The sequence below is a fragment of the Clostridium magnum DSM 2767 genome (assembly GCF_001623875.1).
Taxonomy (GTDB): Bacteria; Bacillota; Clostridia; order Clostridiales; family Clostridiaceae; genus Clostridium_AM; species Clostridium_AM magnum.
The window spans coordinates 69569-92677 of record NZ_LWAE01000011.1; the positions used below are offsets into that span (position 1 = coordinate 69569).

A 23109-nucleotide genomic window follows, 5' to 3' on the forward strand; every position below is an offset into this window, starting at 1 on the left:
TACTACTTCCTCTCATCTAGGATACGCTTTAAATCCTCTATATCCTCCTTAGATAAATCACTCTCTTTTATAAAGCTTACTAATAGACTCTTAAGAGCACCATTATAAACCTTGCTTAAAAAAGATTGATTTTCTGCCTTTATACATTCATCTTCCTGAATTAGCGAATAATAGAGATATCTTCTGCCATCTTCTTTGTATCCAAGTACATTTTTATTTACTAATCTACTTATCAATGTTTTTACGGTTTTCGGATTCCAATCTGTACTTTCAGCCAAGGCATCAATTATTTGATTTGAGGTACAGGGGGAATTTGCCCATACCACTTTCATCACTTCCCATTCAGCCTCTGATATTTTAGGTATTTCCTTCATAAAAAGTCACTCCTCGTATTAAAATTACAATTGTAATCTATATTAAGATTACATTAGTAATCCAAAATTGTCAATATATAAATAAACATAAAATGGAATGAGATCAATTTGATGGGATTATTAGCAGGAAAGCTTCAAAGTATAAATAAGATGGTACAATTAATCTTGTAAATGAATAATATGGTAATTATGTAAAAAATAAAGATAAATTTTAAGTTCTAAATCTGCCGCTTTTTTCTTAAAGCATACATTCATTTGGAGGTAGCAGCTGTTATGAAAAAAATAATTCATAGTATTTTGTCTAGTACAATATTTCGTGGTCGTAATACATCCAATTTCAAAGGGAAGGAAAACACATTTAGACAATTTCCTTATGAAATTAAAGTTATCGCTGAAAAATTATATATACCCTGGGCCATAGCCATAAGCGATGAAGGCAACTTATATTTTACGGAGCGGTCTGGGAGAATTAGAATTATTAAAGATGGTAAACTTCAACCACAACCACTAATCACATTTCGTGCACCCTTTGTAAGTCAGGGGGAAGGTGGGTTGATGGGCATTGCCCTAGACCCAAATTATTCACAAAACCACTATATATATGTTATGCATTCATATGCAGAAGGCAATCAAATCTATAATCGTGTTGTCAGATTGATTGAAAATAATAACAGAGCATCCATTGACCGAGTTCTTTTGGACAAAATCCCTGGGGGACAGATTCACAATGGAGGAAGGTTAAAAATAGGTCCTGATAGGAAATTGTATATAACAACGGGAGATGCAGGGAACGCAGCATTGGCACAAGATCCCACAAGTACAGCGGGAAAAATACTGAGAATAGAATTGGATGGCAGTATTCCTAAAGATAATCCATTTATTAATTCGCCTGTTTATAGCCTAGGTCATCGAAACCCACAAGGCTTAGCCTGGAATTCAAACAATGTCCTCTATGTATCAGAGCATGGACAGTCAGCTCATGATGAGATAAACATAATAAAATCAGGTGCCAATTATGGCTGGCCTCTCGTTCAAGGAAACGAGGAATCTTCGGAAGTTATGGTACAAAAGCCCTTAATACACAGCGGAGAAGATACATGGGCACCTTCTGGCATTACTTTCGTAACTCAAGGACCATGGCGAGGAAAACTATTGGTTGCTGCTTTGCGTGGACAGCGATTACTTGCTATGTCGTTGAATGGAAGAGGAACAGCAGTGAAGAATGTAGAAGCATTCTTACAAAATAGGTATGGACGTTTCCGTGAAGTTATTCAGGGGAGAGACGGATCAATTTATCTGGCAACAAGTAATAGGGATGGTAGAGGGAATCCTGATATAACTGATGATAGAATTATTAAGCTCATTCCGAAATAAAGGGATATTTAGAACCCTCAGGAGAAAGGATCTTGTCAAAATACATTTAGCTTTTAATGAAGTGGAAACTTGAATAAGATGGGGTTTCAAACCCCACCTGATTCCTAGTTGAACGAATCCAGGGACGCAGCCACTCTTTACTCCCTATTTGAGAAAAGCAGAGAGTCCAAATCTATGATTTGGTGCGAATCGCTTTCACACCGTGCGTAGGGAGTATTAGAGTGGGTAGTCATCGGATAAAAAAATAGGTGCTAGAGATAGCACCTATTGAAATAGGAGCGTCATCATCATATTTTAATTTTATTTTTTCAGTTGTTACACTAAATAAGAATAATGTATCTTAATTATTCTTACTTTTTTATAATTGGTATCCATATTTCGCTTTTAAAAGTTGGTGAAGTTACATCTTTATTCTCGTTCCATAAGATTTCTGGTCCTTTTGTTTGTTCATAGTTTGAAGATGGAAACCATTCAGAATAGATGCGTCCCCAAACATTTTGCAGAGTATCTGGAAACGGACCTACCGCTTCAAATACAGCCCATGTTGAGGGAGAAACTTCAAGTTGTGATAGGTTATCTGGACACTCTTTTGTTGTTGCTACACCTATATAATGGTCAAGCTCTCCTTTTTCCTCCATTCGTCCTTCTGAAAAATTTACAGACGCACTTATTAGTCCCATTGGCTCTATGTTAGATAGTTTTTTGAGTTTATTAATAGTTTCAACTGTTAAACTTTGCCACATTGCAGCAATTTCTGGATTTACTCCATTGAAAATTATAGGTACCCTTTTCTTAATGCCAATTATACGAAATCCTTCTTTTTCTTCAATTCTATAGTTCATTTCATTTCCTCCTCGTATAATAAGTTTATAGCAGTTATTTACTGCCTATAAACTTATTTATTTTTTATATTTTGTATAGATTAAGAAAGCATCTCAATTTTTCTAGTGGGGATTCTCCCAATTCAGTATTGCTGATTCTTATACTTTCCGATCTATACTGTTTTAACCTACTATTTATTAAAGGATTTTCTAATGCTAAAATAGTCATAACGGAACTTTAGCGAAGGTTACTGCTGTATTCCTCCTGCAAAACACATTGTGTTATTGCCTGTAAAGCTTGCAGCCTGACCAAAGTATCATATTCTGCTTACACAAATGTTGCATCTCCTTTCGCAGCCACCAGCAAGGTTTTGCGTCTGGATGAATGCTAATTACGCGAGGTTGCAGTTAGTACTTTGGATTAGGATAATCCTTTCTAATTTCCTCATTATTTTTGAAAGGTGGTGATTTCATGAAGAAATTAGATTACTTATCAACTCTATTTGTTGGTATCGATATTGGTGCGAGACAAAATGTTGTCTCTGCTATTAATTTTGAACAGGAATTCTTGATTAAGATGAAACCTGTTCCTAATACGCAATTTGGTGCAGAGCAACTTGAATCCATGCTTGTTAAGGTTTTAGAAAACAATACTTTTAAAGCTGTTATAATCGGCTTAGAATCTACTTCCTTTTATGGAGTACATATAGCCAATTTTTTATCTGCTAGTGAAAAACTTATGACTTACAAACCTTATGTTTACTGCTTGAATCCTAAGGAAGTTGCTAACTACAAAGAATCCTTTAATTCTCTTGATAAAAATGATGGCATTGACTCTTTTGTTATTGCTGACTTTGCAAGAGTTGGCAGAATTCATATTGAACCTTGGCGTGGTTCTCAATATCTTGCTCTGCAAAGACTTACAAGGCACAGACTTCATATTGTTGAATGCTTAACTAGAGAAAAAACTTACATGTTATCCAATGTATTTCTTAAGTTCAGCGAATTTGCATTATTACAGGGAGAAGATCATCCTTTTTCTAATAAATACGGTGCTACCGCATCTTCAATACTTACTGAATTTCTATCTTCCGAAGATATTGCAAATACATCAATTGAAGAACTTGTTGACTTCGTCAATAGAAAAAGTCGGAAAAGGATTTCTAATCCTCAGATGACTGCTGAAATTTTGCAGCAAGCTGCACGTAATTCATACCGTCTTGATAAATGTTTGTATGAGCCATTAACAACCTCTATTGCTTGTTCTTTCAACTGTATTCAGGCTTTTGATAAAGAACTTAAAGGTATTAACAAAGCCATTGAAAAAGCTGTTATGGGAATGAATCCTGTGGAATACAAAATATTAATGTCTATTCCTGGTTTTGGCCCTGTTTACTCCAGTGGCATTCTTGCTGAATTAGGAAGTGTGCATGCATTTCCTAGTAATGATGCTATTGCTAAATACGCTGGCATCGTGTGGAAAGAAAATCAATCTGGAGGTTTTAAAGCTGAAAATACACCTATGAACAAAGCTGGTAACCGTTATTTACGCTATTATCTCATAGAAGCTGCAGGAAGTGTTGTTTGCCATATTCCTGAATATCAAGAGTTCTATCAGAAGAAATTTGCTGAAGTAACTACACATCAGCACAAACGAGCACTCGCGCTAACATCTCGTAAACTTATTCGTATGATTTTTGGATTGCTGGCTAAAAATCAGCTCTACTCTTCAAATAGAGTAGATTAATCTATATAAATTATACGAACATACTTTCTCATTGGACTGTATGTTTATTAAGGTTACCCATTTTTAAAGAAATCATTTGATTTTCTTTTCATTTTGTTCTTGACATATTACCAAATTGCTTTAATTGATAATTGAAAAGTCATTGGTGGATAGGCTTTTAATGATTTACCATTGTACCGAGCCTCTGATGGTGTTATCCCATGCAAACTTTGAAACGCTCTTGTAAAAGAGTCTGGTGACTTGTATCCATACTTAATGGCCAAGTCAATTATCCTTATATTACTATTATTAAGTTCAAAGGCTGCAACAGTAAGACGTCTGCGACGAATGTACTCGGACAGCGAAGCACCTGCAAGGAAAGAAAACATTCTTTGAAAATGATATTCCGAGCAAAATGCCAACCTTGCTACTTCTTTAAAATCAATTTCACCATCAAGATTTTCTTCAATATAATTTAATGCATCATTCATTCTTTTTAACGAATCCATTTTGTGACCTCCTCTCTCATCAATAGAATATCAGAAATTATATTTGTCTATCCGACTATTACTGCACAAGTATGTAGGATTAATTCATTATCATACATACTTATTAGTTATGTCGTATTCTCTAAAAAATTATGTCATAGTAAAAAGGCATAAAGTTACCTTAATTCGTAGTTTTCTTAATATTATAAAACACTATTTAAATATAAATAAAAGTAGTAATTATCAGTGAAATTAGATTAAGGAATTGCATATAAGCTCCTTAGTCTATTTTTTCTGCATACTAGATTTAGTATTCTTTTTTAATAATACAAGCTCCTTTAAAGCTTCCATCGGTGATGACATCCACTTGTTTACATGATATACCATTTTAGCATGTATCAAAATATTATCAGTTTCTACTGGAAGTATCACAAGCTCACCATTTTTAATTTCCTTATCAACCGCTATTCTTGGCAAAAAGCTTATACCTAGACCTTCTTTAACGCATTGTTTTATGGCCTCTATACTGCCAAGTTCCATAATAGCGTCCACTTGCACATTTAGTTTTTTAAATAGCTTTTTCAATTCCATGGTGTAACCACTTTCAGATTCAACAAGAATAAATGATTGATTTTCCAGTTCATCCATAGCAATTTTCTTAAAAGTAGAAAAAGGATGGTCTGGTGATGCAACAAAAACAGTGGAATCATCAAAAATATCAATTTGAAAAAGATCCTTTCTCTTAGATTCATCATGGAGACTAAATGCAACATCAACAATATTTTTCTCAAGTAGTTCATGAAATTCAAGACAATCTGCCATTTTCAGTATTATCCGAACCTTAGGGTAAATTTTAGTATATTCTTTAAGCAGTGGTGGAAGCCAAAAGGCACATAAAGTTTCTGCAGCGCCTATCCTTAAGTCACCGTGAACTTTTTCACCTTTATTGAATAATTCATGTATTTCTTCAGCATCTTGGAGCATTTTCTGGGCTGGGGAAATTAACTTATTTCCTTCTTCATTCAAAAATACTTTTTTACCAATCCGTTCAAAAAGCTTTACACCAAGTTCCTGTTCCAAATTTCTTATATGGTCTGAAACAGTAGACTGAGAATAATTAAGTTCTTCAGCGGCTGCTCTAAAATTCAGCAATCTTGCTAATACAATAAATGTTTGAAGTTGTTTAACATCCAAGAAATCACCACCAATCGTAAAATGCGATTAAATTGATAGAAATAATCGACTTATCAATATATATTTTTTATGATACTCTTGTATAAAATACAGTTCAAGTTAATTTTTCATAAGCTAGTAAAAAATAAGAAAGGGCTGAAGCAAAGTGATAAATAAAATTAAAAATTTGACTTATTCATTAGGTGCTGACGTATGTGGGATTGGAAGTATAGATAGATTTAAAGAGGCACCAAAAGGATTTCATCCACTAGATATTTATTCTGAAGCAAAATCAGTTGTATCAATTGGAAAACATTTTTCAGCAAGCTTGTTTGATGCAAATACTAAAGCTCCTTATACATTTGTAAAAAATAAAATAGTTCAACTATTAGATGATATTTCTATTAATCTTACTTTTTATATTGAATCACAAGGTTACAAGGCAATACCTATTCCAGCAGATGAACCTTATGAATATTGGGATTCTGAAAATAAACATGGTAGAGGAATATTATCACTAAAACATGCAGCTGAAGCATGTGGTATAGGCTGTATTGGGAAAAACACCTTATTAATAAATGAAAAATACGGTAATAGACTTTATTTTGGAGCAGTAATTACAAATATGGAGTTAACCTCAGATACTTTAGCACGGAACTTATGTACTGAAAGCTGCAACATTTGTTTAAAATCATGTCCTCAATCTGCATTAGATGGTATTACAATAGATCAAAAAAAATGTAGACAAGTATGTGCTACTTCAACACCCGGTGGAGGATTTATATATTCATGTAATACTTGTAGAGAAGTATGCCCATTTTCAAAAATATAAATAAGACATGGGGGAGAAAATGAAAATAAAAGTCTTAGTAGATAATAATACATACATTGACCAATATTATTATGGTGAACCAGCTGTTTCATATTATATTGAAGATAACGATATTAAGCTGCTTTTGGATGTAGGATATTCTGATTTATTTATAAGAAATGCAAATGCATTAGGTATAGACTTAGAAAACATAAGTACTATTGTCATTTCTCATGGTCACGATGATCATACAAGAGGGCTAAAATACTATTTTGAGCAAAACTGTAAAAAGAATATTAATATTGTTGCTCATCCAGATGCATTTAAAGAAAAAATAGTGGACAATCTAAAAATTTGTTCTCCTATTTTGGAAGGGGAATTAAAGGAAAAGTGTAATTTAATTCTCTCGAGAAAGCCCTTTAAAGTTAGTGAACATATAACTTTTTTAGGGGAAATACCTCAAGCAAATAATTTCGAAAGTAGAAAAGCCATTGGTAAACAAATTGCTGAAGGGACTGCAGTTGATGATTATGTAATGGATGATACAGCACTGGTATATAAAAATGAAAAGGGAATCTACATAATCACTGGCTGCTCCCACAGCGGCATATGCAACATAATAGAGTATGCAAAAGAGGTATGTAAGGAGAACAGAGTACTAGGAGTTATAGGAGGATTTCATTTATTTGAGGTTAACGAAAGGGTTAACAAAACCGTTCAGTATCTAAAAGAGAATAACTTAAAAGAGTTATATCCTTGCCACTGCACCTCCTTTGCTGTTAGAGCAGAAATACACAAAGTCTTGCCTGTGAGGGAAGTTGGAGTGGGATTAGAAATAGTTTGGTAAAATAAAGGCGACTCTATGAAAAAAACAGGAGAAATATCCTGTTTTTTTAAATATGATGCATTACTTGAAGCTCCATAAAATAACCATACTTAGAGGATACAGATACATCAACCATTTTTGATACTAAAAATGCTGTATCGTCTATTCTTATATCCTTGATACTTGCATATCTAGTTAAAACTTTTAATGCAGTGACTGTATTTTCTTCTGAATAGAGAAAAGGTTGAGTAATATAACGGCCTTCACGGATAGTTTTTGATTTTAATTCAGGTATTTTTTTATCAGAGAATATACCAAATCCCTTTACATTTAAATTCTGTGTTTTCGTATATTCCGATAAAGAAAATAATAAGCACATTGTATTATTTTCCTTACTATTTAGAGTAATAATATTACTAATATTTCGAGTCACATATTTATCAATATCATAAATAGAGGTGTCTAGTTCAATATAGTAAAGATTGCGGCTCATAAGATATTGCTCGTACATTTCAATTTTCTCAGGAGATTCCTTTTTATATTTAATATCAGCAATCAAGGTGTCAGTTAGCTGTTTTGAGTATTCAAGAGCAGCTATTTTTTCATGTAACTGATTGCTGTGACACTCTAAAAGAGTTAATAATTTACTATTATCTTTATCCTCATCTAATAATTTTTTCACATCTTCCAGTGGAATACACAATGTTTTGTTTAAATAGCGAATAACATCAATGATAAAAAATTGATCATAACTAAAATAGCGATATTTAGTATCGGGATCTATATAGCTAGGTTTTAGCAGGTTTAGCTGATCATAATGTCGTAATGTTTTAGCTGATATCTTTAGAAAACGAGCCACTTCACCGATTGTATATAAATTTGTCATTTTTTTCACACTCCGCTATTGACTTTGCCCCTATGGCAAAGTTTATAGTTATAGTATAAATTACGGTTTGCAAATCAGTCAAGAAATTTGGAGGTTAATATGAGTAAAATCAAAATTGTAATAGATGGCATGGAATTATATGCAGATGAAAATAAAACAATTATGGAAGTAGCCGAGGAAGCTGATATGTATATTCCCCACCTTTGTCATCATCCAGATTTGCCGGATGTTGGTGGATGTAGATTATGTGTTGTAGAAATACAAGGCAAAGATGAACCTCAAACAGCTTGCACTACAAAAGTTGAACAAGGAATGATAGTGAAGACAAAGTCTGATAAATTAGATAACATGAGAAGGTTATCAATGGAATTGATGCTAGCAAATCATGTAGACGATTGCACCACCTGTCCTAAATATTTAAAATGCGAATTACAATCATTAATTCAGTATTTGGGAGTTAGTACTTCAAGGTTAAGAAGAACACTAAATGCAGTTAATGTTGACACAAATAATCCATTAATTGTAAGGGATTTAAATCGCTGTGTTGCCTGCGGCAGATGTGTAAGAGTATGTCAGGATATCAGAGGTGTAGGAATTTTAGGACTGGACAAAAATGAAGAAGATAGAACATATGTAGGAGTGAAAGGTAACTTATCCTTAGAAGATGCAAATTGTCGTTTTTGTGGTGCATGCGTAGAAGTTTGCCCTACAGGAGCTCTGCAGGATAAAAAGGGCATATTTAAAGAAGGAAACAGAAATGATGTATTAATACCATGTAAGCATGAATGCCCAGCAGGGATTAATGTTCCTAAATATGTTCGTTTCATAAAAGAAGGTAATTTCGATGAGGCGGCAGCAGTTATTCGTGAAAAAGCGCCATTCCCTAAATCCTTAGGACTTGTTTGTATGCGTTTTTGCGAGTCTGGATGCAGAAGAAAAGACATAAATGGAGCAGTTTCAATTCGAGATCTAAAAAGATTTGCAGCTGAAAAAGATTCTTACAAGTGGAAGGAGAAATCCTTTAGAAAGGAAAGAACTAATAAAAGAGTTGCTGTTATAGGGTCTGGACCAGCGGGGCTAACAGCTTCATATTACCTTGCGAAATTAGGACATACTGTTGATGTATATGAGAAACTTCCTGTTGCAGGTGGAATGTTATCAGCAGGTATCCCAGACTATCGTTTGCCAAAGGAAGTTGTAGAATCAGAAATGGATGTCATTCGTGAAGCAGGAGTAAATATTATTACTAACAGTAAAATTGAATCGTTAACATCGTTAAAGGATAAACAATATGATGTGGTTTTAATTGCTGTAGGAACAGATAAGGGTGTAAGAATTCCAATTCCAGGGGCTGACTTGAAAGATGTGTATGTAAATATTGACTTCTTAAGAAGAGATTTAATTAATCTTAATATTGATATGAAAAAGTCAGTGGTTGTCTTGGGAGGCGGTAATGTAGCCTTTGATTGCGCAAGATCAGCAAAACGACTAGGATGTGAAAAGGTATCTGTTGTCTGTTTAGAAGGAAAAGATAACATGACTGCTAGTAGCGAAGAAATAGAAGAAGCAAAAGAAGAGGGAATTGAAATCTATAACAGCAGAACCTTTTTGAGAGTTGAAGAAAAGGATGGAAATGTTATCGGAATCCTATGCCAGGAAGTAGAAGATTTCCACTTTGATGAAAATAAAAAATTGGTTTTAAAAATAAAGGAAGGCTCAGAACATTTAATTTCTGGTGAAATGATAATTTTTGCAACAGGACAAAGGGCTGATCTTACTCCATTTGAAGAAATAGAGCTTAGTCCAAGAGGCCTTGTAAATGTTGATGATTCTTATAAAACAAATATAGATGGAGTCTTTGCCGTTGGAGATGCAGTAACTGGAACAGCTTCAGTTATTGGGGCAATAGCTGGTGCAAGAAAAGCAGCATCAAATATAGATATATATTTAGGTGGAGATGGGGTTATAGAAGAAGAGTTATCTTCAGAACAAACTTTAGATCCAAAGATAGGAATGGAAGAAGGCTTTGCAAAAAAGGAATGCAGCCAGTATCAATGTGTTTCAGTAGATAAAAGAATAAATAACTTTGATTTAATGACAGTTGGGTTAGATGAAAAAACAGCTCAATGTGAGGCATCCAGATGTCTTCAATGTGATTTGCGTCCTAAGCTTACAAAAGCGAAATTCTGGACAGAGTATAAAATAAAGTAAATGGAGGTGAAAAAGATGTATATGGAGAATATAAAGATATTTGGTCATGGAATTAAAAATAAAAGTGTAGCAGAAAGATGGAAAAGCAGACAATGGAAGGATCTAGCATGTCTTTTTATTGAAGATAATAAGCAAAGCGAAAATATTAAATATCTATTAGAAAAATATATAGATAAAGTTATTGATGGAATTAAAATATGTATGAAGGAACTTCAAATAGAAGAGGGTAAAATTTATCTTAGTGAATGCTATAAGGACTATTTTAGTGAATTAGAAAAACAGGGATTCAAAGTTATTTTAGTCCATAATAAAAAGGATTTTGAAAAAGAAGTATTTGGTGAAACAACTCTTGTTCATAATGCAGAAACAATGCTGGCTCTTAGCCGTTCTTTATCAGAAGAAGATTATATGCCTAGAAAAATAGTTACAATAACAGGAGATGTTAAGAATCCTGGAATTTATGAAATTCCTTTTGGAAGATCTTTAAGAGAAATTATAGATGAATATGGTAATGGGACAAAGTGTGAAAAAGAAATTAAATTCGTACAAGTTGGTGGTAACACAGGTGCTGTCTTTACAGAAGAAGAGTTAGATACACCATTCTTATATTCTAACGTAATGGGTAATGGCACAATGTTAGAAACTGCAAAGATTGAAGCTTATAATACAGATACATGTATAGTAAAATGGTCCTTTGAAAAAATCCTTGAGAATAGCAAAGAAACCTGTGGAAAATGTGTATATTGCAGAGAAGGTATTTATCAGCTTTATAGAATCATTAAGGATTCAACAGAGGGAAAAGGAAAAGATGGAGATATTAATTTAGTCTTTGAGTTATGCGACACAATGAAAATTGGAACACTATGTGATTTTGGAAAGAGTGCATCCAACCCATTATATACAGCTATTAATAAATTTAGAGATGAATTTGAAAAACACATTGATAGAAAAATATGCAGCACCTTAAGCTGTATATCCTATGCTAATTATTTTATTGATCCAAAGCTTTGTAATGGATGCGGTCAGTGTATTCACTGTCCTCAGAAAGCAATCAAAGGTGGAGAAAATTTAATTCATGTTATTGACTTAGATTTATGTGATAAATGTGGAAAATGCGAAGAAGTTTGTAGTGCACAGGCGGTAAAAAGATATGGAACAATAAAACCGCAGCTGCCTTTAGAACCAGTAGAAGTTGGAAGCTTTAATGAAGGTGCTTCAGGAGAAAAGAAAGGTCTTGGCCTTGGAAGAAGAAGAAGAAAATAGTTATCAATTTAAATTTAAATTTATATATAATTTTGGGAGGTATGAAAAATGCGTGAGATGGAAGCAGATATAATTATAGTTGGTGGAGGAGCAGCAGGAATGGCAGCAGCTATTTCAGCTGCAGAACAAGGTGCAGAGGTTATTGTATTTGAAAAAGCAAATACAACTGGTGGATGTGCTAATATGGCAATGGGACTTTTAGGAGTAGAAACAAAAATGCAAAAGGAAAGACTTATTGACTGCACAAGAGAAGCTGCATTTCAAAAGTTTATGGATTACACACACTGGCGTTCAGATGCTAGATTAGTAAAGAATTATATTTACAAATCAGCTAGTACAATTGAGTGGTTAGAATCTATGGGAGTTAAATTTGCACTACCATCAAAATATTTCCCAGGTTCAGAAGCAACATGGCATATTGTTCAGCCAAAAACAGGGGCACCTGGACTTAGAGCAGCTGCTACTATGATTAAGGCTATGACAGATAGAGCAGAAGAATTAGGCGTTAAAATTTGCTTAGAATCACCAGTTCAAAAATTAATTAAAGATGATGGCGATGTTATTGGTGTTGTAGCAAAGGACAAGGATGGAGAAATTGAGGCATACGGCTCAGCAGTTATCATTGCAACTGGTGGATTTGGTGATAGTCCTGAATTTATTAAAAAGTACACAAGGTTTGAATGGGGAAAGGATCTATTCTCTTATAGAATTCCAGGACTTACAGGTGATGGAATCAGCATGGCATGGGATGCTGGTGCAGCAAGAGATAGAATGGATATGGAATTAGTTTTCTTTGCACCTAATACAGGTGGATATGCTCCAATTGAACTTCCATTCAGACAACCAAATGTTTTTGTAAACTTAGATGGAGAAAGATTCTATGATGAATCTGTAGTTGAAAACCCTGTGTTCTCAGTAAATGCTATTATAAGACAAAAGAACAGAACTGTATTCTCCATTATAGATGAAAGTATTATGAAACATTACGAGAAAAATGGTTTAGATTTAATAAACGTTGTTACTTCTAATATTAGTATGGATGATTTTAAACAAGAAATGAATGACCTTATCAAAAACGGAAATGATGTTTTATTTATAGCAGATTCCATTGAAGAATTGGCAGAAAAAACAGGAATTGATAAAGAAGGACTTGTAAAAACAATAAATGATTATAATGAAGCTTGTAAATTAAGAGATAACGTATTTAATAAAAATCCAAAATACTTAAAACCATTAATAGGTCCAAAATATTACGCTTTAAAATTTGCACCAAGTGCATACGGCAGCTTAGGCGGAATCAAAATTAACTACAAGACACAAGCAGTAGATACAGAAGATAATGTAATACCAGGTTTATTTGCAGCAGGAACAGATGCAAACTCTGTATGTAATCCAGATTACGTATTCGTTCTTCCAGGAAACACATTAGGATTTGCAGTGAATTCAGGTAGAATGGCTGGTGAAAATGCTGTTCAATATATCAAAGAGAATTTTACAGAAGAATAGAAAATCCTAATAGAGGGCTATGGTATTCCAAACATTACTAAGGTAAGAACAGATGGTACAGGTAAAACTGCTATAAATAGGCACTTAAAGACAGGAGTGGCGTCAACTTCTGTCTTTTTCTTATTGTTTACATTCATGGTGTAAAAACCCCATCAAAATGTTTTATTATTGTAAGTGACGAAACCAACAAAATAGAATAAAAGGATGGGGTTTTATGCAAAAGTAATTTAGAGTTAGATAAGCTAATTACGATAAATTATGCTTGCTATTATATTAGTAATTTCTGAAGTATTGTTAGAAAGTATAAATTCATGAGTATAGCTTGAATTTAAACAGTTAATTAAAATTAAATCATTTTTAACAGTTTCAAAAACTTTATCATTAATAGTAGAGTTAAATCCACCATTTACAGTGTAAAAACAAATTGCTGCTAAATCTTTATTTAATGGAGTTTTATATTCGAATTTAAGCTGTTTGCTAGGACTAATATTAAGATGAAGTAATTCGCCATTATAATTTTCCCTTGTCATTAAATTAAAAACAGAAGCTTTACCATAAGTTTTAGTTTTCCAATCGCCCATAAAGTCGTCTTGCTCAAAGGAGCTAAGTAGTTTCTTGTACTTATTTTCATGGTCGAGAGTTATTTTTCCTTCTATAACCATGAATTTACGTGAAACTTTTGGTAGACTACTAAAAGTAGATTCTTGTATATCAATTTCAGCAACTCCCAACCTCCATAAAAAGTTTTTACTGGCATAATCAGAATTTAACGGATATGTTGTCAATTCTGTAGCCATGCCTCCAGACCAAAATGTTGGCTTATAATTTTCTTGCCTTAGTAATTCTACATTATATTTCATATATAAATTGCACCTCTTCTTATTATATCTTTTATGTTCAGTATATTGAAGGATATATGTATAATCAATTAAGTTAACACCACTTTCTTAAATATTATTATAGTAGATTATTTGGCACTAGTGTTACAATTTTAGTATATCACGTCATTAAAGACTTGTTAAAAATATATGGTATAATGTAACTATAGTTAAACAGAGGAAATGTGAGGCAAATCGTTCGCTAAAATTAATAGGTGAAAGCTATGGAATATAAAATAGTGAAATAAACATTTGGAATCAATAAAAATTGACTGGGGAGAAGATATTTGAAAGAAGAAATTTCTATTCTAATCCATGGGTACAATAAGAATAAAAATGACATGAGCACCCTGGCAAAGAACTTGGAGAAGCTAAATTACAAATGCATTTTAGTAGATTTACCTTTAACCTATAAGGAAATAGATTACGCTGCTTTTTTATTTCAGGAAATTATAGAGAAAATTTTAAAAGGCATAAATCAAAATGAAAAAGTTAACTTAATTGGACATAGTGCAGGAGGATTAATAATAAGAAAGTATTTGCTAGAAACTAAAAACATAGAGCGAATAAAGAGTTGTGTTTTGATTGCTACACCAAATAGTGGCAGCGAGCTAGCAGATATGGCAGCGAATTATTTCAAAGCTTTTACTCATATTTTTAAAACATTAAAATCCTTGAAAACGGAAAATGCAAAAATGATTAACTTTATTAATGATGAAAGAATTAGAATAGGTGCCATTGCGGGAAAGAATGATAAACTTTTATTAGGAAAGTTGTTAACAGAAGAAAACGATGGAAGGGTAACAGTAAAGTCGGTATATTATGAAGGACTGGAGGATTTTATTATTTTACCTTATCACCATAAAGAAATACATTATAAATGGAAAACAGCAGAGTTAGTAGATGACTTTATTCAAACAGGAAGGTTTGTATCGGAATTATAATAATAGATAGCAGTTTTCATTTCTATAAGCTTTAACAAATTAAAGATAGTAAGCTTTTTTGTCAAATACATACGTGTTCATTAATTACAAAATATGAAATTTACTCAATCTTTTATTAGGAGGTTACAGAATGGTCAATATTCCAGGCTATAATTTAGGCGAAAAAATTTATGAAGGAAATAAAACTATAGTTTACAGTGGAGTTAGATTAAATGACAGTAAGCCTGTTTTATTGAAACTTCTTTGTGTAGAATATCCTAATTTATATGATGTAATAAAGTTAAAGAACGAATATGAATTAAATCAAAAAATTCATAGCAATAATATTGTGAAAATTTATGATATGGAAAATTATGAAAAAACACCTGTTTTAATTTTAGAGAATTTTGATGGCAAGCTTTTTCGTGAAATTTTAAATAAATTTAAGAAATTTAGCCTAATGGATTTCTTAATAATTGCAATTAAGTTATCACAAGCACTTATTGATATTTATAATAGTAATATTATTCACAAAGCCATTAATCCCCATAATATTATCATAAATATGGAAACTAAAACAGTAAAGCTCACTGGCTTTGGTAATGCATCACTTTTTTCCCAGGAACTAAGTACTATAGATGTGATAACTGATTTAGAAACTACACTAGAGTATATTTCGCCAGAACAAACGGGTAAGATGAAGCGTAAAATCGATTATCGTACAGATTTTTATTCTTTAGGAATAATTTTTTATGAAATGCTCACTGGCTTTTTACCTTTTCAAGCAAAGGACAAGCTTGCCGTGGTTCATTGCCACCTTGCGGTTAAACCTATATCTCCATATGAAAATGATCCTAATATTCCAAAGATAATTTCAGATATAGTAATGAAACTTATGGAGAAAATGCCTGAAAATAGATATCAAAGTGCTATAGGTCTAAAAGTGGATTTACAAAAATGCAAGGAGTTACTTGAAAACACTGGTTCAGTAGAATATTTTAAAATAGGAGAAAAAGATTTTTCTGAATCATTTAAAATTCCTGATAAACTATATGGAAGAGAAAAAGAAATTGAGACATTAAAGTCTGCTTTTCAAAGAATTAATAAAAATCTACGGGAAGTTGTTATGGTTACAGGCTATTCAGGTGTAGGAAAGTCTCAATTGGTAAATACAGTTCGAAGATCCATCAAAAAACAACTTGGTTACTTCATATCTGGAAAGTTTGATCAATTTGAGCATGATATACCTTATTCAGCATTAATCCATTCTTTCAAGGATTTAGTTCAACAAATTTTAGGCGAAAGTAAAGAACAAATAGAAGTTTGGAAGAATAAACTTTTAGATTCATTGGGATCAAATGGCCAAATAATTATTAATGTGATACCTGAGGTAGAATTTATAATAGGAAAACAGACGGAAGTTATTGAAGTTTCTGCAGAGGAAACAAAAAATCGTTTTTTCAAAGTATTTAAAGATTTTGTTAAAACTTTTTGTGAAGCACAGCATCCATTAATAATATTTTTAGATGACTTACAATGGGCAGATTTGTCCTGCCTTAAGTTAATAGAAATTTTAATAAGTGATTCTCAAATAAATAATTTACTTTTTATTGGTGCTTATAGAGACAATGAAGTACATGAAAAGCATCCTCTAAAATTTACTTTAGATAAAATTCAAAGTGAAAATATAGTAGTGAATACAATTTTTCTTAAACCATTGGAACTTATTAATATAAAGCAATTGGTTGAAGGAACCTTTCACTGTAGTTTAAAAGAAGCAAATTTATTGTCAGAACTAAGTCATCAAAAAACAGGAGGTAATCCCTTTTTTTTAAGTCAATTTTTATATTCATTATATACAGAACAGTTAATTAAGTTTAATAAAAAAGAGTGGAAATGGCAATGGAATTTAGAAAGCATAAAAAAATCTCAAATAACTGATAATGTTGTAGAACTAATATCAAATAGAATATCAAAATTTCCTCAAAATACAATTGAAACTTTAAAATTGGCGTCATGTATAGGAAATCAGTTTGATTTAGACACATTATCAATTATATGTGAAAGAGATTTGAGAGACACATATTCTGATATTTGTACTGCGCTAAAAGAAGGTATGATTTTGCCATTAGATAATTCAAGTTCTGGTGGTTATACCTTTCTTCATGACCGTATTCAGCAAGCTGCATATTCATTAATTGAAGAAAAAAATAGAAAAGAAATACATGTTAAAATAGGAAGACTTATGATATCCGGTACTGATTTGGAGAAAGATAGAAGAAAGGTCTTGGATATTGTTAATCAATTAAACCTGGGCATCGAATTAATACATAATCCTTCTGAAAAAGAACAAATAGCTAAGTTAGAATTAATTGCTGGAAAAATGGCAAAGAAATCAACTGCATATGATACAGCGTATAAATATTTATGTGTTGGAATAATGCTTATGGATAACTATGGTTGGGAGAATTCATATGAATTAACTCATTCTCTATATGTTGAAGCTGCACAAATAGCTTGCTTAAATGGAGAGTATAATGCAGTAGAACAATATATTGAAATAGCATTAAATAATAGTAAAAATGTAATAGATAAGGTTAAGCTATATGAAATTAAAATTATTGCCTATACTGCACAAAACAAGAAATCAGAAGTACTGGATACTGCATTATTTGTTCTTAAACTTTTAGGTATGAAATTTCCTAAAAATCCAAGACTATCAGATGTTCTAATTTCATTAGTAAAAACAAAATTTATGCTAATTGGAAAAGAACCATCAGATTTACTTGAACTGCCGGAAATGACAGACTTATTTTTATCCGCCGCATTACGAATTATGGTAAGGATGGGTATGTCAACTTATATGTTGAATCCAAACCTTTTTTTGCTTATAACATTAAAAGCAGTGAGATTATATATTAGACATGGAAATTTAGATAGTTCATCTATAGGCTATGCTGCATATGGAATGCTTTTATGTGGTATTGGTGATATTAATTCAGGATATAAATTTGGACAACTATCCTTGAAATTATTAGATAAGTTTGATGGAAAAGAATATAAAGCTCAGACACTTGTATTATATAATTCCTTTATAAGTTCATGGAAACTAAGTGCAAAAAGTACATTAAGTGAATTTATAAAAGCCTACTCCATTGGACTGGAGACAGGAAACCTGAATTATGCCTGCTCAGCAGCCTGCTTATATAGCATTTACGCTTATTATTCAGGACAGAACTTGATGGATTTAGAGAAAAAGATGTGTGAGTATAATAACTTTATGGATAATATAAAAAATAAGGAAGCGCTTACTACACAGTCAATATATCATCAATCAGTATTAAATTTAATAGGTCGTTCAAATAATACGTATTCCTTGAAGGGGAAAGCCTACGATGAAGACCAAATGATACCTATACACTTAGAAACAAAGGATATAAATAACCTTTGCGATGTGTATATAAATAAATCGATTCTTTCATACTTATTTGGCGAATATGATGAGGCTTTAAAAAATTCTATACTAGCAGAAAAGTATTTAGATGGAGTAAGTGGTACCTTAAGCATTCCGGTTTTTTATTTTTATAATTCATTAATTATGATCTCTAGCTTTGATGAGTGTCAAACTTTATCTAGAAGAAATGAAATCCTAAATAAAGTTTCTGCAAATCAACGGAAAATGAAGAAATGGTCAAAACATGCAAAGAGTAATTTTTTACATAAACTATATTTAGTGGAAGCAGAAAAGGAAAAAGTTTTGGGAAAAACTCTTAAAGCTATTGATTTTTATGAAAAGTCCATCGAATTAGCAGCATATAGTGGCTATATTCAAGAGGAAGCACTTGCAAATGAATTATCAGCAAAATTATACCTACATTTAGGAAACAAACGGGTAGCAAAGGTTTATATGGAACAAGCAGTATATTGCTATATTTTATGGGGAGCAACTTCCAAAGTAAATCATTTAAAGGTATTATATCCACAACTTTTAGGTTTTCATAAGAATGATGATACATCTATTAAAAATATGACTGTTAATTTGGAAAATAAAACAGATAAAGGTTCTATGGTTCTAGATACCGCAACAATTATAAAGGCAACCCATACAATTTCCAGTGAAATTAAATTAGAAGAACTTCTGAAAAAGCTTGTATATATAGTCCTTGAAAATGCGGGAGCACAAAAGGTTTGCTACCTAATAAAAAACGAAGAAAAATATGTTATACAAGCAGAAGGAAATATAGATGGAAATAAAATAGAAGTTATGAAAGAAACTGATATTGAAAACAATGAAAGTTTACCGAAGAAGATAATTTACTACGTAGGACGTTCAGGGGATAGTGTTATACTTAATGATGCTTCAACTTCGGAAAAATATAAAAATGATCCGTATATCACTGCTAAAAAACCTAAGTCAATCATGTGCATACCAGTGATAAGTAAGGGGAATTTACTAGGCATACTTTATCTAGAAAACAGCTTAATCGAAGGCATATTTAATAATGAACGTATAGAAATATTGAAGATTATCTCTTCACAATTAGCAATTTCCATGGAAAATGCAGTTCTTTACGCTAATTTGGAGCATTCTGAAAAGCAGCTCAGAAAGCATTATGATGAACTTGAAGAATTGGTAGAAGAAAGAACAGCTAAACTAAAAGAAGAAATTGCTGAGCGTAAAAAAGCTGAAAAATTATTAGAAGAAATGGCTAACCATGATACTCTTACTGGTCTTCCGAACAGAAAATTATTTTATAGCCAACTAAAAAATTCACTACAATTGGCAAAAGATAATAATTTTTCATTAGCAATTCTATTTATTGATTTAGATGGTTTTAAAACAATAAATGACACATTTGGACATGATAGCGGAGATATAGTTCTAAAATTTGTTTCAAAAAGGCTGCTTTCGGTTGTAAGAGAAGGTGATGTGGTTTCAAGATTTGGTGGAGATGAGTTTATAATAGTTATGAAAAACTTATATAATACTAATATTATAAGTGATGTCTGCCAAAATATTATTAATGAGGTTGGGAAAAAAACTATTTTAGGTGAAAATGAGGGATATGTCTCAGCAAGTATAGGTGTTTCTATTTTCCCAGATCATGGAGATAGCATGGAAGAACTAATAAAAAAAGCTGATGCTGCAATGTATATAGCAAAAAAATCCGGAAAAAATAAGGTTGTTTTTAGTTAACGACAGCTTATCAGATATAGTAACAAAAGCCTTCATTCTTATTTAGTATGGAGGCTTGAGTTGTATTTGTGTAGTATATAGTATTATATTAAAGAGATTTATTAAATGGCTTCATAATGGAACAACTCAAAGACCATATTCAGGCTGGATTTAAATGAAGTAGACAAGTAGTTTGAAAAACATGGATTTAACACCCATGTTTTTTTCAAAAGGTATCCTACTATAAAAATGGTAGGGAAGCAAGATGAAGAAAGAATCGGAAATGCCAGCGGTTTTGATTATAAATATTTTGAACTATGAATTAAAATTAAATTTATTATAAATACTAGTATTGATTTCAAGAAAGGAGATAATTAATTATGGAAGCTGGTGGAAGAAATAAGTTAATTGGTAAAGTTAAAGAAATAAAAACTGATACTAGTATGGTTGAGATAAAAATGTCCGTTTATGGATGAGATAACTCTGCTGTCGTTACGTCTGTAATGAGTAAAGAAAGTTTAGAGGAGTCCGGATTAAAACAAGGAGATACAGTTGAAGCTTTAATTAAACCTAATAGTGTTGTTTGCGTTAAACATTAATTATTTAACTCCATGAACAGGAGAGTTTCAAATATAATAGCAATGCTAAAATAAATAGCCCTGGACTAATCCAAGGCTATTCATTAGTTCTATGTCTAACTGGAGTTAGAATAAAGTAATTATAATCGATACATATTAGAGTATAACCACATAATAAAAATATAACCACATTAAACAAATAACAGTTATAATTTAAATAATATTACAAATATTTTTAGCTTAGTTAGCATTTATTTTGAAAATATTTGCTGTATTATGAGTTTCATCCCACTCTCCATGTGTTTCATAAATATAAATTCCTTTTTCTTTAGGAAGCAGAATTATCCTATCTTCTTTTTTATCACTATAAAATCTGAAATATCTATCTACTACCTTCCACTGCGAACTATCCCACTTAGTTATAGTTATTGAAATAATCTTTGGTGGTTTTTGTGGAAAGTTATACTCAAGTAAATCCTCACTCCCAACATTAACTGGTTTATAATCTCTTAATGTTTCAGCTGGGTCTCCAAAAATATTACTATTTCCTCCACTACCTTTATCAAACCAATTAAAATCTGCATTTTTCAAAAGGATCATCTTTATAAATCGCAGTTGATATCATAGTAATAATTTGCATTTATCAGTGCATAAGTTAGTATTGGGTACTTATAAATATTAGTTTATTGAGAAATTCTAAAAGGAGGAGTATTAATGTCAAACGATTCATTAAAGCGTGATTTAAAGGCCAGACATCTCATGATGATATCTATAGGTGGGGTAATCGGTGCAGGTTATTTTCTTGGAGCTGGTGCAGCTATTAAAACTGCTGGACCAGCGGTAGTAATTTCATATGCTTTAGGTGGTTTAGTTACAATACTTGTTATGGCACTTCTTGCTGAAATGGCTGTAGCCATGCCATTAGCAGGTTCCTTTCAGACTTACGCCTCCAAAGCAATTAGCCCTTGGGCTGGATTTGTTACAGGTTGGACTTATTGGTTAGCTTTTTTAATTGGTCCTGCATCAGAAACAATTGCCGCAGGAACTTTCTTGCATTTATGGTTTCCAACTGTGCCAGTATGGGTATTCTGTTTAGTTGTTGCTATATTAATGACAATTGTAAATTTGATTGGTGTACTTGTTTTTGGTGAAGTTGAATTCTGGCTAAGCTTAATAAAAGTAGTTGCTTTACTAGTATTTATTATATGGGGCGCCACTGCACTATTAGGTATTCCAATGCAAACAGACATTAGTTTAGCAAACCTCACTTCTAACGGAGGATTCGCACCAGCAGGCTTGGCAGGAATTTTTGGTGCAATGATTATAGTAATTTTTGCATATGGTGGTACAGAAGCTATAGGTACAGCTGCAGAAGAAAGCTCTCATCCGGAAAGAGATATTCCTAAAGCTCTCACAGGAACAGTAATTAGAATAATCGTTCTATATATCATATCCATAACTGTATTGGTTACTGTTTTGCCTTGGAATAAGGCAGGAGTTAGTTCTAGTCCTTATGTAGATGCTTTCAATATACTAGGAGGTCCAGTAGCAGGCAATATAATGAATTTCGTAGTTTTAACTGCAGCACTTTCCTGCATAGATACAGGAGTATATGCTACTTCTCGTATGTTATTTTCACTATCTAGAGACGGTTTTTTTCCAAAGACATTTGCAAAACTTCATCCAGAACGTAAGACTCCTGTTAACGCTATTTTTGTAAGTAGTTTGGTTTTGTTTATTGGGGCTATAATGTTCTTTTTATTCCCAGACTTTGCGTATGTTTGGTTAGCTAGCCTATCAGGTTTTGGATTTCTTTTTACCTGGCTTATGATAGCTCTAAGTCAGCCAGGAATGCGTAAGATTATTGAGAAAAAAGATCCTTCTCTATTAAAGTGGAAGGTTCCATTTTATCCTTATACTCAGTATTTGGTTGTTATTTTAATGATAGCAATTCTAGCTGCCCAATTATTTGTACCAAACGGTTGGATTATTCTTGCAGCAGGGTTAGGATGGTTAGTGTTTGCTTCTATCTATTATTTTGTTTTTGCTAAAAATTCCTCAAAAAAGGATAACTAATATTGCAGATAAACTATAT

Annotated in this window: 15 protein-coding genes and 2 pseudogenes; 10 read left to right on the forward strand and 7 right to left on the reverse strand. The window is 32.2% G+C overall.

Going from position 1 to position 23109, the window contains the following annotated elements; all coding sequences use genetic code 11:
- Window positions 1-2: 2 nt before the first annotated feature.
- On the reverse strand, window positions 3-374 hold the full coding sequence (locus tag CLMAG_RS26680) for a CopY/TcrY family copper transport repressor (protein ID WP_066630060.1): 372 nt from the start codon (window positions 372-374) through the stop codon (window positions 3-5).
- 273 nt (window positions 375-647) lie between these two features.
- Between CLMAG_RS26680 and CLMAG_RS26685 the strand changes: the two genes are divergently transcribed.
- The gene (locus CLMAG_RS26685) at window positions 648-1748 is read left to right on the forward strand and encodes a PQQ-dependent sugar dehydrogenase (protein WP_066630061.1); all 1101 of its coding nucleotides are present in this window, start codon (window positions 648-650) and stop codon (window positions 1746-1748) included.
- 350 nt (window positions 1749-2098) lie between these two features.
- On the opposite strand, the pseudogene CLMAG_RS26690 reads toward CLMAG_RS26685, so the two are convergent.
- A pseudogene (locus CLMAG_RS26690) lies at window positions 2099-2620 on the reverse strand (GyrI-like domain-containing protein); the annotation flags it as partial.
- 421 nt (window positions 2621-3041) lie between these two features.
- Here CLMAG_RS26690 and CLMAG_RS26695 point away from each other — a divergent pair.
- Window positions 3042-4316 (forward strand): IS110 family RNA-guided transposase, encoded by a 1275-nt coding sequence (locus tag CLMAG_RS26695; RefSeq protein WP_066616512.1) that lies wholly within the window; start codon window positions 3042-3044, stop codon window positions 4314-4316.
- 119 nt (window positions 4317-4435) lie between these two features.
- On the opposite strand, the pseudogene CLMAG_RS26700 reads toward CLMAG_RS26695, so the two are convergent.
- Window positions 4436-4804, reverse strand: a pseudogene (locus tag CLMAG_RS26700) (helix-turn-helix transcriptional regulator); the annotation flags it as partial.
- Window positions 4805-5068: 264 nt separating this feature from the next.
- Window positions 5069-5977 (reverse strand): LysR family transcriptional regulator, encoded by a 909-nt coding sequence (locus CLMAG_RS26705; RefSeq protein ID WP_066630062.1) that lies wholly within the window; start codon window positions 5975-5977, stop codon window positions 5069-5071.
- A gap of 145 nt (window positions 5978-6122) precedes the next feature.
- On the opposite strand from CLMAG_RS26705, the gene CLMAG_RS26710 reads away from it, so the two are divergent.
- Window positions 6123-6788, forward strand: a complete 666-nt coding sequence (locus tag CLMAG_RS26710; RefSeq protein ID WP_066630071.1) for an epoxyqueuosine reductase — start codon at window positions 6123-6125, stop codon at window positions 6786-6788.
- 19 nt (window positions 6789-6807) lie between these two features.
- The gene (locus CLMAG_RS26715) at window positions 6808-7614 is read left to right on the forward strand and encodes an MBL fold metallo-hydrolase (protein WP_066630076.1); all 807 of its coding nucleotides are present in this window, start codon (window positions 6808-6810) and stop codon (window positions 7612-7614) included.
- Window positions 7615-7660: 46 nt separating this feature from the next.
- On the opposite strand, the gene CLMAG_RS26720 is transcribed toward CLMAG_RS26715, so the two are convergent.
- A complete protein-coding gene (locus tag CLMAG_RS26720) occupies window positions 7661-8479 on the reverse strand; it encodes a MerR family transcriptional regulator (RefSeq protein WP_066630078.1) in 819 nt (272 codons plus the stop codon).
- A gap of 99 nt (window positions 8480-8578) precedes the next feature.
- Between CLMAG_RS26720 and CLMAG_RS26725 the strand changes: the two genes are divergently transcribed.
- Genes CLMAG_RS26725 through CLMAG_RS26735 form a run of 3 tightly spaced genes read left to right on the forward strand, consistent with a single transcriptional unit; the run spans window position 8579 to window position 13459 of the window.
- On the forward strand, window positions 8579-10690 hold the full coding sequence (locus tag CLMAG_RS26725) for an FAD-dependent oxidoreductase (RefSeq protein WP_066630080.1): 2112 nt from the start codon (window positions 8579-8581) through the stop codon (window positions 10688-10690).
- 15 nt (window positions 10691-10705) lie between these two features.
- Window positions 10706-11953, forward strand: coding sequence for an NADH-ubiquinone oxidoreductase-F iron-sulfur binding region domain-containing protein (locus CLMAG_RS26730; RefSeq protein WP_066630082.1), 1248 nt, complete (start codon window positions 10706-10708; stop codon window positions 11951-11953).
- 48 nt (window positions 11954-12001) lie between these two features.
- Window positions 12002-13459, forward strand: coding sequence for an FAD-dependent oxidoreductase (locus CLMAG_RS26735; protein WP_066630085.1), 1458 nt, complete (start codon window positions 12002-12004; stop codon window positions 13457-13459).
- Between the two features lie 242 nt (window positions 13460-13701).
- Here the strand turns inward: CLMAG_RS26735 and CLMAG_RS26740 are convergent, their stop codons facing one another.
- The gene (locus CLMAG_RS26740; RefSeq protein WP_066630087.1) at window positions 13702-14319 is read right to left on the reverse strand and encodes a HutD family protein; all 618 of its coding nucleotides are present in this window, start codon (window positions 14317-14319) and stop codon (window positions 13702-13704) included.
- Window positions 14320-14624: 305 nt separating this feature from the next.
- Here CLMAG_RS26740 and CLMAG_RS26745 point away from each other — a divergent pair, with 305 nt between their 5' ends.
- Complete coding sequence (locus tag CLMAG_RS26745; protein ID WP_073393139.1) at window positions 14625-15281, forward strand: alpha/beta fold hydrolase; 657 nt, start codon at window positions 14625-14627, stop codon at window positions 15279-15281.
- 130 nt (window positions 15282-15411) lie between these two features.
- Window positions 15412-20457 (forward strand): diguanylate cyclase domain-containing protein, encoded by a 5046-nt coding sequence (locus CLMAG_RS26750; protein ID WP_066630089.1) that lies wholly within the window; start codon window positions 15412-15414, stop codon window positions 20455-20457.
- Between the two features lie 797 nt (window positions 20458-21254).
- On the opposite strand, the gene CLMAG_RS26755 is transcribed toward CLMAG_RS26750, so the two are convergent.
- Window positions 21255-21605: a hypothetical protein gene (locus tag CLMAG_RS26755; protein WP_066630091.1), complete on the reverse strand. Its 351-nt coding sequence runs from the start codon at window positions 21603-21605 to the stop codon at window positions 21255-21257.
- 123 nt (window positions 21606-21728) lie between these two features.
- On the opposite strand from CLMAG_RS26755, the gene CLMAG_RS26760 reads away from it, so the two are divergent.
- Window positions 21729-23090, forward strand: a complete 1362-nt coding sequence (locus tag CLMAG_RS26760; protein ID WP_066630093.1) for an amino acid permease — start codon at window positions 21729-21731, stop codon at window positions 23088-23090.
- The last annotated feature ends 19 nt before the right edge of the window (window positions 23091-23109 follow it).

Coding starts and splice junctions, on each gene's coding strand:
- CLMAG_RS26680 (WP_066630060.1), bottom strand. CDS start 374: ATGAAGGAAATACCTAAAATATCAGAGGCTGAATGGGAAGTGATGAAA.
- CLMAG_RS26685 (WP_066630061.1), top strand. CDS start 648: ATGAAAAAAATAATTCATAGTATTTTGTCTAGTACAATATTTCGTGGT.
- CLMAG_RS26695 (WP_066616512.1), top strand. CDS start 3,042: ATGAAGAAATTAGATTACTTATCAACTCTATTTGTTGGTATCGATATT.
- CLMAG_RS26715 (WP_066630076.1), top strand. CDS start 6,808: ATGAAAATAAAAGTCTTAGTAGATAATAATACATACATTGACCAATAT.
- CLMAG_RS26720 (WP_066630078.1), bottom strand. CDS start 8,479: ATGACAAATTTATATACAATCGGTGAAGTGGCTCGTTTTCTAAAGATA.
- CLMAG_RS26725 (WP_066630080.1), top strand. CDS start 8,579: ATGAGTAAAATCAAAATTGTAATAGATGGCATGGAATTATATGCAGAT.
- CLMAG_RS26730 (WP_066630082.1), top strand. CDS start 10,706: ATGTATATGGAGAATATAAAGATATTTGGTCATGGAATTAAAAATAAA.
- CLMAG_RS26735 (WP_066630085.1), top strand. CDS start 12,002: ATGCGTGAGATGGAAGCAGATATAATTATAGTTGGTGGAGGAGCAGCA.
- CLMAG_RS26740 (WP_066630087.1), bottom strand. CDS start 14,319: ATGAAATATAATGTAGAATTACTAAGGCAAGAAAATTATAAGCCAACA.
- CLMAG_RS26750 (WP_066630089.1), top strand. CDS start 15,412: ATGGTCAATATTCCAGGCTATAATTTAGGCGAAAAAATTTATGAAGGA.
- CLMAG_RS26760 (WP_066630093.1), top strand. CDS start 21,729: ATGTCAAACGATTCATTAAAGCGTGATTTAAAGGCCAGACATCTCATG.